This window comes from Cupriavidus consociatus (assembly GCF_017814975.1).
Classification (GTDB): domain Bacteria; phylum Pseudomonadota; class Gammaproteobacteria; order Burkholderiales; family Burkholderiaceae; genus Cupriavidus; species Cupriavidus consociatus.
On the sequence record NZ_JAGIQA010000004.1, the window covers coordinates 90,377 to 104,996 of the forward strand.

The window sequence follows — 14,620 nt, forward strand, 5'->3', positions numbered from 1 at the left end:
GCGTGCGCCCTGTCGGACGCGCCGCGCTCGAACACCACCAAAGCCGGCGATCCATAAACAATCCAGACCGGCTGCAAGGAGGAGACACAACCATGCTGCGCAAATGCTTTGCTGCAAGACGGGCCCCATACAGCGTCCTGTACGGCGCCCTGTATGGCGCCCTGCCCCTGCTGCTGTGCCAGGCGCCGCCCGCGCTGGCGCAGGCTGGCGGCGACACCACGCTGGCCGTTGCGCCGGTGCCGCAAGTCACTGCCACCGTGCCGCCGGCCGAAACCGCGGCGGCAGCGTCGCCGTGGAGCGCCAACATGACGCTGACCTCGCAATACGTCTCGCGCGGCTTCCGCCAGACCTGGGGCAAGCCCGCGGTGCAGGGCGGCATCGACTACGCCCATCCCAGCGGTTTCTCCGCGGGCACCTGGATGTCGAGCGTCAGCGACAAGTTCATCGAGGGTGGCACGGTCGAATGGGACCTGTATGCGGGCTATACCGGCACCGTCGGCGACTTCGTCTACGCCGGACAGGTCTACTACTACCTCTACCCGGGCGCGAAGCTGCAGTACGCGCAGACCCGATACAACTACGGCGAGGCGGTCGCCTCGCTGACTTGGAAGTGGTTCAACGTCAAGTACTGGCTGACCTATACGCCCGACTACTTCGGGTATAACAGCGCCTCGCTGATGACCGGAAACGACCTGCACAGCCGCGGCTCCGGCTACCTCGACGTGAACGGCACCTTCGACCTGGGACACGGCGTCACGCTGCTGCTGCACTACGGCCAGGAGCGCGTGCGCAACTTTGCCGCCTATAACTTCCGCGACGTGCGCGTGGCGCTGTCCAAGGCCTTTGAAGGCGGCTGGACGCTGACCGGCGCCTATACCCGCGGCTGGGGCCGCACCGACGTCTACGACAACTACACCACCGGCGCGCTGGACTCCTCCGGCAACCCGGCGGTGTCCAACCCGCTGAAAAGCACGTTCCTGGTCTCGCTGACCAAGACGTTCTGACGGCATTCATCAACCGCTGTACCACTGCCTTACGAAGCACACCACCATGGCCTCCCTGGGTCTTACCGACGTGACCGGACTTGTCGGCGTTGCCGCCTACGTTGCCGCGCATTTTGCCGTGCAGGTCCTGCACAAATCCCCGACCGGCCGGCTGGCCGTCGTCCTCAACGTGATCGGGCCGAGCTGCATCCTGGTCTCGCTGGCGGGCGCGTTCAACCTGGCCTCGTTCCTGACCCAGTGCTTCTGGCTGGGACTGACGCTGTTGGGATGGTGGCGCAACCGGCGGGCCGGGCGGCCGGTAGTGGAAACGCTGGGCGGCCCGCGTCCAGGGCAGCCAATGCAGCAGTAATCAAGGCACGGCCAGTGCCAGATGCAACGCGAAACAAATCTCCCGTTGCCTTGGCGCAGGGCCGTTCCCTATACTCACCCGAAACACCATTGGTGATGTAATTTACTAATAGTGAATCGACAAGAAACGGGGCGCTGCAACGCCTGATTCAGGGCCGCGCGGCAACCCCGGGATGACAACAGGAGACAAGGATGAGAAACGCCCCCAGAATTCCCGCCACAGATTCCCGACCGTCGTAACGACCGGCAGGCAGTACCCCAAGTACCTACCCACCGCAGACGGCAGACCGTGACGGAGTTCGCGCTCCAGACAAACGGCAACCGGGAAGCAAGGAGACATTTCGTGTATTCACAGAAAGACGTGCTATCGATCGGCGCGCAGGCGCCGCTCGCCCCTGCGCAGCAACAGACCCAGCCAACCCAATCCCATGAGCTGCAGCGCACGCTGACCTGGAAGGACGCCTTCTGGGTCACCAGCGGCGTGCCCGCCGGCGTGCTCTTCACCATCGGCGGCGTGTCCGCCACCATCGGCAACCCGGCCTGGGTGATCTGGATCCTCGCGATCCTGGTTGGCTTTGCCCAGAGCTTCGTCTACGCCGAGATCTCGGGGCTGTACCCGCACAAATCGGGCGGCGCCTCGATCTACGGCGCGCTCGGCTGGGTGCGCTACAGCAAGTTCGTCGCGCCGGTCTCGGTGTGGTGCAACTGGGTGGCGTGGTCGCCGATGCTGGCGCTGGGCACGAGCCTGGCCGCTGGCTACATGCTGAGCGCGCTGTTCCCGGCCGATTCGGTCATCAACACCTGGCAGTTGACACTCGTGGACCTCGGCTTCGTCAGCAAGGGCCTGACGCTGCGGGTGAACTCCACCTTCCTGCTGGCCACCGCGTTCCTGCTGATCACTTTCAAGCTGCAGCACAGCGGCGCCTCGGCCGCGGCCACGACGCAGCGCATCCTGGGCATTGCCTCGCTGACGCCGCTGGTGGTGATCGCGCTGGTGCCGCTGTTCACCGGCGACATGCCCTCGACCAGCTTCCTGCCGCTGCTGCCGCTGACGCACGACACCACCGGCGCCGCGGTGCTGGGCGGCTGGAACGCGGCCGGCATCAGCACGGCGATGGGCGCGATGTTCCTGGCCTGCTGGTCGACCTTCGGCTTCGAGACCGCGGTCTGCTACACCCGCGAGTTCAAGGACCCGCAGAAGGACACCTTCAAGGCGATCTTCTGGTCGGGCGTGCTGTGCCTGTTCATGTTTATCGCGGTGCCGATCGCCTTCCAGGGTTCGCTCGGCCTGCAAGGCATGCTGGCGCCGGACATTGTCGACGGCTCCGGCGTGGGCGCGGCAATGGCGAAGTTCGTCGGCGGCGGCGCGGTGGTGTTCAACGTGATCGTGGTGATGCTGGTGCTGGCGATCCTGCTGATCGTGATGACCTCGATGATGGGTTCGTCCCGCACGCTGTACCAGGCCTCGCTCGACGGCTGGCTGCCGCGCTACCTCTCGCACGTGAACGAGCACGGCTCCCCGACGCGCGCGATGTGGACGGACCTGCTGTTCAACCTGTTCCTGCTGCTGATGTCGAACTACATGGCGGTGCTGTCGATCAGCAACGTCTGCTACATGATCTTCGTGTTCCTGAACCTGCAGGCGGGCTGGATCCACCGCATGGACCGGCCGGACTGGGCCCGCCCGTACAAATGCAGGAACTGGCTGCTGGCACTGGGCGCGTTCTGCGGCTTCTTCGACCTGGCCTTTGTCGGCGCAGGCGCCAACTTCCAGGGCGAGAACACGCTGCGCAACGGCCTGATCGCCGCGCTGCTGATCGTGCCGGTCTTCATCTACCGCCACTACATCCAGGACAAGGGCCGCTTCCCGGAGTCGATGCGCCGCGACATGGAACTGCCGCATGCGCGTGCCGGCAAGCTGCCCTACGTGGCGCTGATCGCAGGCGCGCTGGTGGTGTGGATCGCCGCGCGGCTGACCGTGATCTCCTGATCTGCCGTGACGGGCCGGCGCCATGCCGGCCTGCCTTCACCCCCTGATATTCCCTGTATTCCGAGGTATTGCCATGACTGACACGCTCCGCGTACGCGTCGGCCGCGTCGAGCCGCTTGCCGCCGGCATCAAGCGCTTCACCCTGCAACCCTGCGACGGCGGCGCGCTGCCCGCGTTTTCCAGCGGCAGCCACGTCGTGGTCCATATGGACAGCGGCCGGCTGCGCAACGCCTACTCGCTCACCAGCGCGCTGGACAACCCCGCTCACTACCAGATCGCGGTGCGGCTGGAAGAAGCCTCGCGTGGCGGCTCGCGCTACATGCACGAGCAGGTGCGCGAGGGCGACGAACTGCATATCGGCGCGCCGGCCAACCTGTTCGGTCTGGACCACGGCGCCGGCCGCCATCTGCTGATCGCCGGCGGCATCGGCATCACGCCGTTCATGACGCATATCCAGGCGCTGGCCGCAAGCAACGCGCATTTCGAGCTGCACTACTGCTTCCGCAACACGCAGTCGGCCGCCTTCCTGGACGTGCTGCCCGCCACGCTTCGGCCGGATCAGCTGCACCTGCATGAGAGCGATACCGGCAACCTGCTGGACATCGCTGCGCTGCTCGGCAGGCAACCGGCCGACACCCATGTCTATGTCTGTGGCCCGGCCCCGCTGAACGATGCCGTGGTCAACGCCGCTCGCGCCGCCGGCTGGGATGCCGGCCGCATTCACTTCGAGCAGTTCCGCAACGAGGTGGACGCCACCGGCGGCGCCTTCGAGGCCGTACTGCAGAAGAGCGGGCTGACACTACAGGTTGGCGCCGAAGAATCCCTGCTGCGCGCGATCGAGAAGGCCGGCATCAAGGTGGACTGCATGTGCCGCGAGGGCATCTGCGGCTCGTGCGAGACCGTGATTTTGGCGGGCGAAGCGGACCACCGTGACCAGTACCTGTCCGATGCGGAGAAGTCAGCGCAGAAGAGCATGATGCTGTGCGTATCGCGGTGCAAGGGGCAAAGGCTGGTGCTCGATCTCTGAGTTCCCTGCCCCGGACAACAAGCAACCATCAGGTTGCATTTCCCGCTCCGGTCTCCTAACATGCAACCACAGCGTTGCACATCAACGCCTGAACCAGGAGACCGGACATGCCCACAGAAACCGACCGCATCGAGCGCAGCATCCTGATAGAAGCCCCCGTCGCGCGTGTCTGGCACGCGCTTGCCGATGCCGATACCTTCGGCAGCTGGTTCGGCGTCAAGTTCGACGGCGCCACCTTCACACCCGGCGGGCGCGCCGTGGGCAGCATCACCTACCCCGGCTATGAATATCTGAAGTTCGACGTGCAGGTGGAACGCGTGGCGCCGGAAAAGCTGCTGTCCTGGCGCTGGCACCCCGCGCCCATGGAACGCGGGCGCGACTATTCCGACGAACCGAGCACGCTGGTGGAATTCACGCTGCGCGAAGTCGACGGCGGCACCATGCTGACCGTGGTCGAGTCGGGCTTCGACCAGATTCCGCCAGAACGCCGCATGGAAGCGTTCCGCATGAACAGCGGCGGCTGGGATCAACAGGTGAAGAATGTCCACAAGCACGTCACCGGCGCCGCCTGAAGCGCTGGACCTGCAGCAGTCCGCGGCGGTCTTTGCCGCTTTGGGCGACGAGACCCGGTTGCGGCTGGTGGCGGCGCTGTGCGCGGGCGGCGCGATGTCGATCGCGCAGCTGACCGCCGGCAGCGCCATGACACGGCAGGCGGTGACCAAGCACCTGCAGGTGCTGTCGCAGGCCGGGCTGGTGCGCGACAGCAAGACCGGGCGCGAGCGGCTGTGGATGTTCGAGCCGGCGCAGGTCGAGGCCGCGCGGCGCTCGCTGGAGGCGATCGGAAGGCAGTGGGAGTTTGCGCTGGGCAAGCTGAAGCTGGCGGTGGAAACGAATCACTAGCTGGGGACGCACTGCGAGCCGCTGGTTTGCTCCCCTTTCCCGCTCGCGGGAGAGGGGCCGAGGGAGAGGGCCGGCGTGTGGCAAGCACGACAGCACTTCATTCGCGTGACGCTCCCGCCCTCTCCCCAACCCTCTCCCGCAAGCGGGGAGGGAGCAGCTGCCAGGCAGAGCGAAGCCGCAGCATGTAATCCCCCGCGCACCCCGCTATACTGGGAAGCCCCCCGCCCACTACCACGGCAACACGCAGGCCCGCGATCGCGACAGGCCTGCCGGAGGAAGCGCGCAATTGGCTGACCACGACCTGTCCAGGCTGAAAATCGACCGCAGCGCCACCGCCGCGCCCGGCGTCCGTGTCCGCCCCCGGCGCAAATGGCTGCGCTATGCGGTCATCGCGCTGATCCTGCTGGCCGTGCTTGGCATCGCGGTCAGGCTCGCCGGACCGAGGTCGGTGCAGACCACCACCGTCACATCCGCCTATCCCACGCAGAATTTCACGCTGCTCAACGCCACCGGCTATGTCGTGCCGCAGCGCAAGGCGGCAGTCGCGTCCAAGGCGCAGGGCCGGCTCGAATGGCTGGGCGTGCTCGAAGGCTCGCGCGTGAAGAAGGACGAAGTCATCGCGCGGCTGGAAAGCAAGGACGTGTCCGCGTCCTTCGCCCAGGCGCAGGCGCAGGTCAAGGTGGCGCAGGCCAACCTGGCGCTGCAGCAGGCGGAACTGAAGGACGCGGAAGTCAACCTGCGCCGCTCGCAGATCCTGATCGGGCCGAACGCGATCTCGCGCAACCAGTACGATGCTGACGTCGCGCGCTATAACAAGGCCAGGGCCTCGGTCAGCAGTTCGCAGGCGTCGATCGCATCGGCGCAGGCCAATGCGCGCGCGGCCGAGGTGGCGGTGGAACAGACCGTGGTGCGCGCGCCGTTCGACGGCGTGGTGCTGGTCAAGCATGCCAACGTCGGCGACAACATCACGCCGTTCTCTGCCGCCGCCGACACCAAGGGCGCGATCGTGACCATTGCCGACATGGAGACGCTGGAGGTGGAAGCCGACGTCGCCGAATCCAATATCGCCAAAATTCGCGCCGGCCAGCCGTGCGAATTGCTGCTCGACGCGTTGCCTGGCGTGCGCCTGGCCGGCCAGGTATCGCGCATCGTGCCGACGGTGGACCGCTCCAAGGCCACGGTGCTGGTCAAGGTGCGCTTTGTCGACCGCGACGCGCGCGTGCTGCCGGACATGAGCGCCAAGATCGCCTTCCTGTCGCGCGCCGCCACGGCGCGGGACCGCCAGCCGGTGGTCGCGGTGCAGCGCGCAGCGGTGGTCACGCGCGAGGGCCGGCAGGTGGTCTACATGGTCCGCGACGGCAAGGCGCATGAAACCCAGGTCAAGACCGGCGACAAGCTCGGCGAGCTGGTCGCGGTGCAGGGCGTCAAGCCCGGCGACGTGCTGGTGCTGTCGCCCGGCGACAAGCTCGGCGACGGCGACCGCGTCACGCCTGCCAAGCCTTGAGTGTGACCACATGAGGATGAGCCCATGAGCGCCGCGCCGCTGGTCCGCATCAGCCACGTCGCCAAATCCTACCGGCGCGGCATGCAGACCGTGCCCGTGCTGACCGATATCTCGCTCGATATCGGCGAGGGCGACTTTGTCGCGCTGATGGGTCCGTCCGGCTCCGGCAAGAGCACGCTGCTGAACCTGATCGCCGGCATCGACCGGCCCGACAGCGGCACGCTGCAAGTGGCCGGGCTCGATATCACGCAGCTGCCCGAAGCCGCGCTGGCCGACTGGCGCGCGGCCAATGTCGGTTTCATCTTCCAGTTCTACAACCTGATGCCGGTGCTGACCGCGTTCGAGAACGTGGAGCTGCCGCTGATGCTGACCAGCCTGCCGCGCGCAGAACGGCGCGCGCGCGTTGAGCTGGTGCTGGACATGGTCAACCTGGCAGACCGCATGAGCCACTACCCGTCCGAGCTGTCGGGCGGGCAGCAGCAGCGCGTGGCGATCGCGCGGGCGCTGATCACCGACCCGTCGCTGATCGTCGCCGACGAGCCCACCGGCGACCTCGACCGCACCTCTGCCGCGGAAATCCTGGCGATGATGCAGCGCCTGAACGCGGAACTCGGCAAGACCATCATCATGGTCACGCACGATGCCCATGCCGCTGCGGCGGCGGGCTCGCTGGTGCACCTGGAGAAGGGCGAGCTGATCCGCGGCGAGGTCGCCTGACCCGTCATGTACGCGCTCAAGCTGATCACCCGCAACGCGCTGCGGCACAAGCTGCGCACCGCGCTGACCGTGCTGGGGCTGGTGATCGCGGTGCTGGCGTTCGGGCTGCTGCAGACCGTGATCGACGCGTGGTACGCTGGCGCGTCGGCCGCGTCCAGCGCGCGGCTGGTGACGCGCAATGCGATCTCGCTGGTGTTCCCGCTGCCGCTCAGCTACGAGGGCCGCATCCGCGGCGTGGACGGCGTGACCATGGTGGCGCGGTCGAACTGGTTCGGCGGCGTCTATCGCGACCCCAAGAACTTCTTCGCGCAGTTCGCGGTGTCGGACAACTACCTCGACCTTTATCCGGAATTCATCGTTCCCGAACAGCAGCGTGCCGACTACCGGCGCGACCGCAAAGGGGCGCTGGTGGGCCGCCAGCTGGCCGACCAGTTCGGCTTCAAGATCGGCGACGTGATCCCGATCAAGGGCACCATCTACCCCGGCACCTGGGAATTCGTGGTGCGCGGCATCATGGACGGCCGCGACGAAAGCATCATCACGAAGCAGATGGTGTTCCACTGGGAATACCTGAACGAGACCATCCGCAAGAAGACGCCGCGCCAGGCCGACCAGGTCGGCGTCTTTGTGCTGGGCGTGGACAATCCCGACAACACCGCGGCGATCTCGCGCAATGTCGATGCCGTGTTCCGCAACTCGCTGGCCGAGACGCTGACCGAGACCGAACAGGCGTTCCAGCTCGGCTTCGTCGCCATGTCGAACCAGATCATCGCGGCGATCCGCCTGGTCTCCTACGTGGTGATCTTGATCATCATGGCGGTAATGGCCAATGCGATGGCGATGAGCGCGCGCGAGCGTACCGTGGAATACGCAACGCTCAAGGCGCTGGGCTTCGGCCCGGGCTTCCTGGCGCTGCTGGTGTTCGGCGAGTCGCTGGCGATCTGCGTGGCGGGCGGCGCGCTCGGCATGCTGGCCACGCCGCCGATGGCGGCGGCCTTCAAGCAGGCGGTAGGCGGCGTGTTCCCGGTGTTCACGGTATCGCCGGAGACGATGCGCGCGCAGGCCGCGTGCGCGCTCGCGGTAGGCATCGCCGCCGGCATCGTGCCCGCGGTGCAGGCCGCGCGCGTGCGCATCGTCGAAGGCCTGCGGGCGATCGGCTGACACAGCGGACAACCATGGCGATCCCGCTCACCTATATCGCGCGCAACCTGTGGGCCCGGCGGCTGACGACCGCGCTGACCGCGGGCGGGCTGGCGCTGGTGGTCTTTGTCTTCGCCACCATGCTGATGCTGGATGCCGGCCTGAAGAAGACGCTGGTCACCACCGGCGAGCGCGACAACGTGGTGGTGATCCGCAAGGGCGCCGAGACCGAGATCCAGAGTGCCGTCGAGCGCGGCCAGGCCGGCATCCTGGAAATGCACCCCGCCGTGGCCATGACCGGCGCCGGCCAGCCCATGGCCTCGCGCGAGGCGGTGGTGCTGATTTCGCTGACCAAGTCCAGCACCGGGCAGCCCTCCAACGTGGTGATCCGCGGCATCTCGCCGCTGGGCATGGACCTGCGTCCGCAGGTCAGGCTCGTGGCGGGGCGCATGTTCCGCCCGGGCTCGGCGGAAATCATCGTCGGCAGCAGCATTGCCGGCGGCTTTGCCGGCGTGCAGATCGGCGAACACCTGCGCTTCGCCCAGCGCGAGTGGACCGTGGTGGGCCACTTCGACGCCGGCGGCAGCGGCTTCGACTCGGAGATCTGGGGCGATGTCGACCAGCTGATGCAGTCGTTCCGGCGCAATGCGTATTCGTCGATGGTGGTGCGGCTGGCCAACCCCACGCTGTTCGAGCGCTTCCGCGCCGATATCGACGTCGACCCGCGCCTGGCCGACGAGGCCAAGCGCGAGCAGGTCTTCTACAGCGACCAGTCCAAGGCCCTGTCGAGCTTTATCAATATCCTGGGCTTTACGCTGTCCACGATTTTTTCGATTGCGGCAATGATCGGCGCCATGATCACCATGTACGCGTCGGTGGCCAACCGCGTGGCGGAGATCGGCACGCTGCGTGCGCTGGGATTCAAGCGTGCCAGCGTGCTGGTGGCTTTCCTGATCGAGGCGGCATTGCTCGGAGTGGTGGGTGGCGTGGCCGGGCTGGCCTTTGCGGCGCTGATGCAGTTCGCGTCGTTCTCGACCACCAATTTCCAGACGTTTGCCGATTTGTCGTTCCGCTTCATCCTGACGCCCGGCATTGCGCTGCAGACGCTCGGGTTCGCCATGGTGATGGGGCTGGTGGGCGGCTTCCTGCCGGCGGTGCGGGCAGCGAGGATGAATATCGTGGATGCGCTGCGGGCGCGTTGAGCGCGTACGTTGCCGCGTGTGTTCTCACGTCTCCCGCATGTCGGGGAGAGGCAGGAGGAGAGGCTCGGCGCCTCCACGAAAGTTATGTTCATCAACACCATAGGCTTCGCTTGAGGTGCACTAAACACCGTTGGCTTCGCCACAGGTTTCCGATCGCCACCGATCCTTTCCTTGCCTTCTCCCCACTGTCCGTCTACAACCCGTAGTGATGCATGGTACGCGCCAGGCCTTTGCTGGCGGCCAGTGCGCACCGGCACGGCCAGCGGCGCCCCACCGCAGGACTTACCGCCAGGACGCCCCCGATGAATCTCGACCTGCTGGCTTCATTGCTGACCGCCGTGGTGGTGCTGCTGATCGGCACCCTGGTCAACCGGAGCGTCGGCATCCTGTCGCGCTACAACATCCCTGACCCTGTCACCGGCGGGCTGCTGTTCGCCGTCGTCGCGTCGGTGGCAGCGGCGGGGGCGAATTTCCACGTGGTCATCGATCCCGGCATGAAGCCGGTGCTGCTGCTGATGTTCTTTGGCGGCGTCGGCCTTGGCGCCGACCTGCGCATGCTCAGGCGGGGCGGCAAGGCGCTGGTGGTCTTCCTGATCATCCTGCTGCCCTATATCCTGGTGCAGAACGCCGTCGGCGTGGCCATGGCCAGAACGCTCGACCTGCACCCGATCTTCGGGCTGGTGGGCGGATCCATCACGCTGGTGGGCGGCCATGGCACCGGGGCCGCCTATGCCGAGCGCTTCGCCGAGGTCAACAACCTGCAGGCAGTGATGGACCTGTCGATGACGGTGGCGACCATCGGCCTGGTCGTCGGCGGCATCATCGGCGGTCCCGTGGCGCAGTACCTGATCTCGCGCTACAAGCTGCGCTCGACCGCGCGCGAGGCCGGCGACACCGAGGAGGAAGCCGCCGCCGCGTCGCCGATTACCACGGTCGGCGCGCTTGCGGCGCTGGCCGGCATGCTGGCCGCGGTGATCGGCGGGCGCTGGATCGCGGCGCAGATGCCGTCGGGCCCGATCACCATTCCCGGCTTCCTGTGGTGCATGATGCTCGGCATCGCGATCCGCAACCTGCTGCCGTTTATCGGCCTGCGCTTCGACGACCGCGCCACCGACCTGATCACCAACGTCTGCCTGTCGCTGTTCCTGGTCATGACCATGATGGCGCTGGACCTGGCCGAGGTGGCGCTGTCGGCCGGCCCGTTCCTGCTGATCATCGCGATGCAGGTCGTGTTCATCATCCTGTACGTGGTGCTCGTCTGCTTCCGCTTCATGGGCCGCGACTACGAGGCGGCGGTCACCTCGGCCGCGTTCATCGGCTTCAACATGGGTTCCACGGCGACCGCCATGGCCAATATGCGGGCAATCACCGCGCGCTACGGGCCGGCGCCCACCAGCTACCTGATCACGCCGCTGGCCGGCGCGTTCTTTGTCGACCTGATGAACGCGTTCGTGCTGACCATGATGCTGGCCTTGCCGCTGATCGGAGGCTGACATGCGCCGCGCCTCCCTTGCCTTCCTCTTTGCGTTGCTGGCCAGCCTGTGGCTGGCCGGCTGCGGCGGCGGCCCGAACGCCGACGGCATCCGCGCCAATCTCAACGAGCGCCTGGCGCAGGCGCTGCCGCCGGGCACCGTGCAGCTGATCGACGTCGACCGGCGCGGCTCGCAGTCCGATACCAAGGCACCGGCCGGCGAGACCCGGCGCGTGGTGTATTTCGACGCGGAACTGAAGCTGCTGCGCGACTACGACTTCGGCGCGTGGGATTCGCCCGGCGTGGCCGGGCTGATCTCGGCGCTGGGCGCGGGGCCGCGCGGCATTACCGGGATCACCAGCGGCGGCAACAAGGCGGGCGACGTCCTGCGCGCGCACGGCACCGCGCTGTACCGGCGCGACGGCGAGCGCTGGGTCAGCGTGCAGCCCGCCGGTTACCGCCCGGCCGAGGCACCGGCCGTGGCCACCAACGCGCCCACCGGCCCGGCGGCAATCCTGGATGCGATGCGCAAGGTAGTCGAGGCGGTCCAGAAGGACGCCTCGCCGGCGCAGCGCGCGGTGATCGAACAGGAACTCACCACCGCGCACGCCAATATCCGCGCCCGGCTGGCCCGCGTCGACGAGGGCTACGCCATCGCCGCCGGCGCCGAGCATGGCCAGTACCTGCGCTTCGTGCGTGCGCTGGTGGACGGCGCGCGCGTGCGCGCCATCGCGCTGGTCACTCGCGGCGGCGAAGAGAACCTGCACCTGCTGCGCGACGGCAAGGTCTCGGCGGCCATGGCGCAAGGCGACAGCGCGCTGGATGCCTACGAGGGCAAGGGCGCCTTTGCAGAAGATGGACCGCACGCGTCGCTGCGCGCCATCGGCAGCCTGTACCCCGAACCGGTGCATGTGCTCGTGCGCGACGGCGATCCGGCGCGCTCGGTGTCCGACCTGCGCGGCAAGCGCATCGCGGTGGGCGAACGCGGCGCGGCTTCGCGCGGCACGGTGCTGCGCGTGCTGGCCGCGCATGGACTGACCGAGAAGGATTTCAAGGCCGAGGAAGTCGGCCTGGGCGCGGCGCTGGTGGCACTGCGCCAGAACCAGGTGGATGCCGTGATGCAGGTGATCGGCGTGCCATCCGACAGCATCCGCGATGCGGTGAGCGAACTGCCGTTGCGGCTCCTGCCGCTGGACGAGCGCGCGATCGCCGCGATGGTCGGGCAGAAGGCGGGGTACTTCCGCGCCAGCATCGCACCCGGCACCTATCCTGGCCTGCGCGAGCCGGTGCGCACCGTCGCCACCGCGGCGATCCTGGTGACCGGCCCGGACCTGTCGGATACCGAGGTAGCCGACCTGACGCGGCTGGTGTACAGGCTTGGCCGCGACTTCGTCGCGCGCGGCAGCGCCCAGGGCGGGCAGATCAACGTGGCCACGGCGCGCGAAGGGCTGGTGATTCCGCAGCACCTGGCGGCGGCCAAGGTGCTGGACGGCCTGGCGGGGGGCACGGCGGCCGCGCCGGGGCAGCGGCCCGGAGGACCGGCTGCTCAGGCACCGGCGCCCGCGTCGGCACCGTCACCGGCACCGGCCGCATCCAGGCCGCGCGTCCGCTAGCCCCGATAGCTGCCGCTCGCGCTATCCTGCCGCCGGCAACTCCGCCGCCAGCCGGCAGCGCCGGTCCAGGAAGTCGCTCGCATGGCCATTGCTACCACCCGCCGCGTGAACCGGCTGGTCCACCAGGAAGAAGCCATGGCGGCCCTGCCGGTCCTGGCCATAGGTAAGGAAGATGCCTCGGTCGGGCGGCGGCACCGCGATCGCGCTGGCGCCGGGGTCGTCAGCCCTGCCCCCGACCAGCGCGAACGGGTCGGCCGACAAGACCGGCGTGGCAGCCGGGATAAACCTGGCCCGCACCGGCTTGCCATCGAACCGCAGCGAAGTCCACTCCGTGCCGATCGGCCCGCTCGCGCCATTGACGAAGGCGCGCGCCGCGGCGCTGATGCAATCGAGGTGGATATGGAGCTGGTCCTGGCTGCGCGAGGTGCGGGAATTGACCGCCAGCCCCAGCATGTCGTCCGGCACCGGCTTGCCCAGCGCCAGCCCGACGATGCCGCGCTCGTCCCAGCCGAAGGCCCAGGCGTTGGCACCGGTGCCATCCCACGCCTTGCGATCCTCCACGCCCGTCACTGTGCGCGCCGGGATCACCAGGTAGTGCGACTCGCCGATCGCGTCCTTGTACAGCACCAGCCCGCGGGCACGGTCGACGCTGGCGCAATCGGCATGCTGCGGCTGCGGCGGCGCCAGGCAGCGCTGCTGCACGTTGCGCCACAGGCCATCGCGCCCGCCGGACAGGACGCCGACCACTTTCTCGGGGCTGCAGCCCGCCAGCATCCATGCCGCTGCCAGCGCCAGCGCACCGCGCCGGCGTGCCGGAGTCAGCGCCGGCATGGAACGCCGTAGTACGTCCCCACCCGCGGGTTGGACACGATGTAGGCGTGGCGCTGGGCCCAGAACTGGGCGTCGCGAAAGACCTCGGCCTCGCGTTCGCTCCAGGGTGTGGCCAGCAGCGGCAGGGCTTCGGCGTCAGTGGTCGGGTAGACCTGGGCCTGGTAGCGGGCCGTCTGCAGCGCGCCCGTACGGATGGTACGGATCGTGACGTGGAGTGTCATAGGCAGCTTCTCGTCATGAGGACGACAAATCATAACCACATTCCTGTGTTGCTTTGATGACTGCCGTTGGAACTTGCTGTCAGGAAGCCGCACCGGCAACGACCAACCCCTGTCCCCTCGCCGGAAACCGGAGCCAGACATGACGTCAAAGTCTCCCCGCAAGATCGCGATCCTCGCGCTGACGCACCTCGCCATGCTGGCGGCCGGCTTTGCGGCCGGAATCTATGTGCTGCCGATCCTGACCGAGCAGGCGGGGGCGAGTATCGGGCAGGTACAGGCGGTGTCGCGGCAGGCGGCCTATTCCGGCGCCTTCCGCAAGGACCTGGCCGGCAGTGACGCCTTCCACTGGGCCAGCGGAAGGCTGCATGTGTCGGCCCGGGCCATTGCCTTCGAAGGCAGCGTGGCGCCGGGGCCGGATTACCGGATCTACCTGGTGCCGGAATTCGTCGACACCGAGGCGGCTTTCCTTGCGATCAAGGACCGCGCGGTGCAGGTTGCACCGTTGAAGACATTCGGCAATTTCACCGTGGCGCTGCCGGATGGCGTCGATCCCGGCCAGCACCGTGCGGTGGTGATCTGGTGCGAGCGGTTCGGGCAGTTCATCAGTGCCGCGGCCTACCGCTAGGCCGTGCTAGGCCGTGCAAGGCCGCGC

General features: G+C 67.7%; 15 protein-coding genes. 13 read left to right on the forward strand and 2 right to left on the reverse strand.

What is annotated here, in order from left to right:
• The first annotated feature begins 92 nt into the window (after nt 1-92).
• From J8I82_RS07100 to J8I82_RS07155, 12 genes are all read left to right on the forward strand, one after another.
• Nucleotides 93-1,004: a TorF family putative porin gene (locus J8I82_RS07100; RefSeq protein WP_209755750.1), complete on the forward strand. Its 912-nt coding sequence runs from the start codon at nt 93-95 to the stop codon at nt 1,002-1,004.
• A 46-nt stretch (nt 1,005-1,050) separates the two neighbouring features.
• Nucleotides 1,051-1,353: a CBU_0592 family membrane protein gene (locus tag J8I82_RS07105; protein ID WP_209755752.1), complete on the forward strand. Its 303-nt coding sequence runs from the start codon at nt 1,051-1,053 to the stop codon at nt 1,351-1,353.
• A 369-nt stretch (nt 1,354-1,722) separates the two neighbouring features.
• Nucleotides 1,723-3,342 carry a trimethylamine N-oxide permease gene (locus J8I82_RS07110; protein WP_431831536.1) on the forward strand — a complete coding sequence of 540 codons (1,620 nt, stop codon included), beginning with the start codon at nt 1,723-1,725 and terminating at the stop codon, nt 3,340-3,342.
• A 73-nt stretch (nt 3,343-3,415) separates the two neighbouring features.
• Nucleotides 3,416-4,369, forward strand: coding sequence for a PDR/VanB family oxidoreductase (locus J8I82_RS07115; RefSeq protein WP_209755756.1), 954 nt, complete (start codon nt 3,416-3,418; stop codon nt 4,367-4,369).
• A 107-nt stretch (nt 4,370-4,476) separates the two neighbouring features.
• The gene (locus J8I82_RS07120) at nt 4,477-4,941 is read left to right on the forward strand and encodes an SRPBCC family protein (RefSeq protein ID WP_209755758.1); all 465 of its coding nucleotides are present in this window, start codon (nt 4,477-4,479) and stop codon (nt 4,939-4,941) included.
• A complete protein-coding gene (locus tag J8I82_RS07125; protein ID WP_209755760.1) occupies nt 4,910-5,269 on the forward strand; it encodes an ArsR/SmtB family transcription factor in 360 nt (119 codons plus the stop codon). Before J8I82_RS07120 ends, J8I82_RS07125 begins: the two co-directional genes overlap by 32 nt.
• A gap of 286 nt (nt 5,270-5,555) precedes the next feature.
• Nucleotides 5,556-6,773, forward strand: coding sequence for an efflux RND transporter periplasmic adaptor subunit (locus J8I82_RS07130; RefSeq protein WP_209755762.1), 1,218 nt, complete (start codon nt 5,556-5,558; stop codon nt 6,771-6,773).
• A 24-nt stretch (nt 6,774-6,797) separates the two neighbouring features.
• Nucleotides 6,798-7,490, forward strand: a complete 693-nt coding sequence (locus tag J8I82_RS07135; protein ID WP_209755764.1) for an ABC transporter ATP-binding protein — start codon at nt 6,798-6,800, stop codon at nt 7,488-7,490.
• 6 nt (nt 7,491-7,496) lie between these two features.
• Nucleotides 7,497-8,651: an ABC transporter permease gene (locus tag J8I82_RS07140; RefSeq protein WP_209755766.1), complete on the forward strand. Its 1,155-nt coding sequence runs from the start codon at nt 7,497-7,499 to the stop codon at nt 8,649-8,651.
• 14 nt (nt 8,652-8,665) lie between these two features.
• Nucleotides 8,666-9,832, forward strand: coding sequence for an ABC transporter permease (locus tag J8I82_RS07145; protein WP_209755768.1), 1,167 nt, complete (start codon nt 8,666-8,668; stop codon nt 9,830-9,832).
• A 302-nt stretch (nt 9,833-10,134) separates the two neighbouring features.
• On the forward strand, nt 10,135-11,325 hold the full coding sequence (gene gltS, locus J8I82_RS07150) for a sodium/glutamate symporter (RefSeq protein ID WP_209755770.1): 1,191 nt from the start codon (nt 10,135-10,137) through the stop codon (nt 11,323-11,325).
• A 1-nt stretch (nt 11,326) separates the two neighbouring features.
• Nucleotides 11,327-12,916 carry a TAXI family TRAP transporter solute-binding subunit gene (locus J8I82_RS07155; RefSeq protein ID WP_209755772.1) on the forward strand — a complete coding sequence of 530 codons (1,590 nt, stop codon included), beginning with the start codon at nt 11,327-11,329 and terminating at the stop codon, nt 12,914-12,916.
• Nucleotides 12,917-12,937: 21 nt separating this feature from the next.
• Here J8I82_RS07155 and J8I82_RS07160 read toward each other — a convergent pair whose 3' ends face one another.
• Both J8I82_RS07160 and J8I82_RS07165 read right to left on the reverse strand, forming a co-directional pair.
• On the reverse strand, nt 12,938-13,747 hold the full coding sequence (locus tag J8I82_RS07160) for a CDP-diacylglycerol diphosphatase (RefSeq protein ID WP_209755774.1): 810 nt from the start codon (nt 13,745-13,747) through the stop codon (nt 12,938-12,940).
• Nucleotides 13,735-13,968, reverse strand: coding sequence for a CDP-diacylglycerol pyrophosphatase (locus J8I82_RS07165; RefSeq protein ID WP_209755776.1), 234 nt, complete (start codon nt 13,966-13,968; stop codon nt 13,735-13,737). The genes J8I82_RS07160 and J8I82_RS07165 overlap by 13 nt, the downstream gene beginning before the upstream one ends.
• 139 nt (nt 13,969-14,107) lie before the next feature.
• On the opposite strand from J8I82_RS07165, the gene J8I82_RS07170 reads away from it, so the two are divergent.
• Complete coding sequence (locus J8I82_RS07170; protein WP_209755778.1) at nt 14,108-14,593, forward strand: DM13 domain-containing protein; 486 nt, start codon at nt 14,108-14,110, stop codon at nt 14,591-14,593.
• The last annotated feature ends 27 nt before the right edge of the window (nt 14,594-14,620 follow it).

Excerpts from the sequence above, each read along its gene's own strand:
- J8I82_RS07100 (WP_209755750.1), top strand. The coding sequence starts at position 93 with ATGCTGCGCAAATGCTTTGCTGCAAGACGGGCCCCATACAGCGTCCTG.
- J8I82_RS07105 (WP_209755752.1), top strand. The coding sequence starts at position 1,051 with ATGGCCTCCCTGGGTCTTACCGACGTGACCGGACTTGTCGGCGTTGCC.
- J8I82_RS07115 (WP_209755756.1), top strand. The coding sequence starts at position 3,416 with ATGACTGACACGCTCCGCGTACGCGTCGGCCGCGTCGAGCCGCTTGCC.
- J8I82_RS07120 (WP_209755758.1), top strand. The coding sequence starts at position 4,477 with ATGCCCACAGAAACCGACCGCATCGAGCGCAGCATCCTGATAGAAGCC.
- J8I82_RS07125 (WP_209755760.1), top strand. The coding sequence starts at position 4,910 with ATGTCCACAAGCACGTCACCGGCGCCGCCTGAAGCGCTGGACCTGCAG.
- J8I82_RS07135 (WP_209755764.1), top strand. The coding sequence starts at position 6,798 with ATGAGCGCCGCGCCGCTGGTCCGCATCAGCCACGTCGCCAAATCCTAC.
- J8I82_RS07140 (WP_209755766.1), top strand. The coding sequence starts at position 7,497 with ATGTACGCGCTCAAGCTGATCACCCGCAACGCGCTGCGGCACAAGCTG.
- J8I82_RS07145 (WP_209755768.1), top strand. The coding sequence starts at position 8,666 with ATGGCGATCCCGCTCACCTATATCGCGCGCAACCTGTGGGCCCGGCGG.
- gltS (WP_209755770.1), top strand. The coding sequence starts at position 10,135 with ATGAATCTCGACCTGCTGGCTTCATTGCTGACCGCCGTGGTGGTGCTG.
- J8I82_RS07155 (WP_209755772.1), top strand. The coding sequence starts at position 11,327 with ATGCGCCGCGCCTCCCTTGCCTTCCTCTTTGCGTTGCTGGCCAGCCTG.
- J8I82_RS07160 (WP_209755774.1), bottom strand. The coding sequence starts at position 13,747 with ATGCCGGCGCTGACTCCGGCACGCCGGCGCGGTGCGCTGGCGCTGGCA.
- J8I82_RS07165 (WP_209755776.1), bottom strand. The coding sequence starts at position 13,968 with ATGACACTCCACGTCACGATCCGTACCATCCGTACGGGCGCGCTGCAG.
- J8I82_RS07170 (WP_209755778.1), top strand. The coding sequence starts at position 14,108 with ATGACGTCAAAGTCTCCCCGCAAGATCGCGATCCTCGCGCTGACGCAC.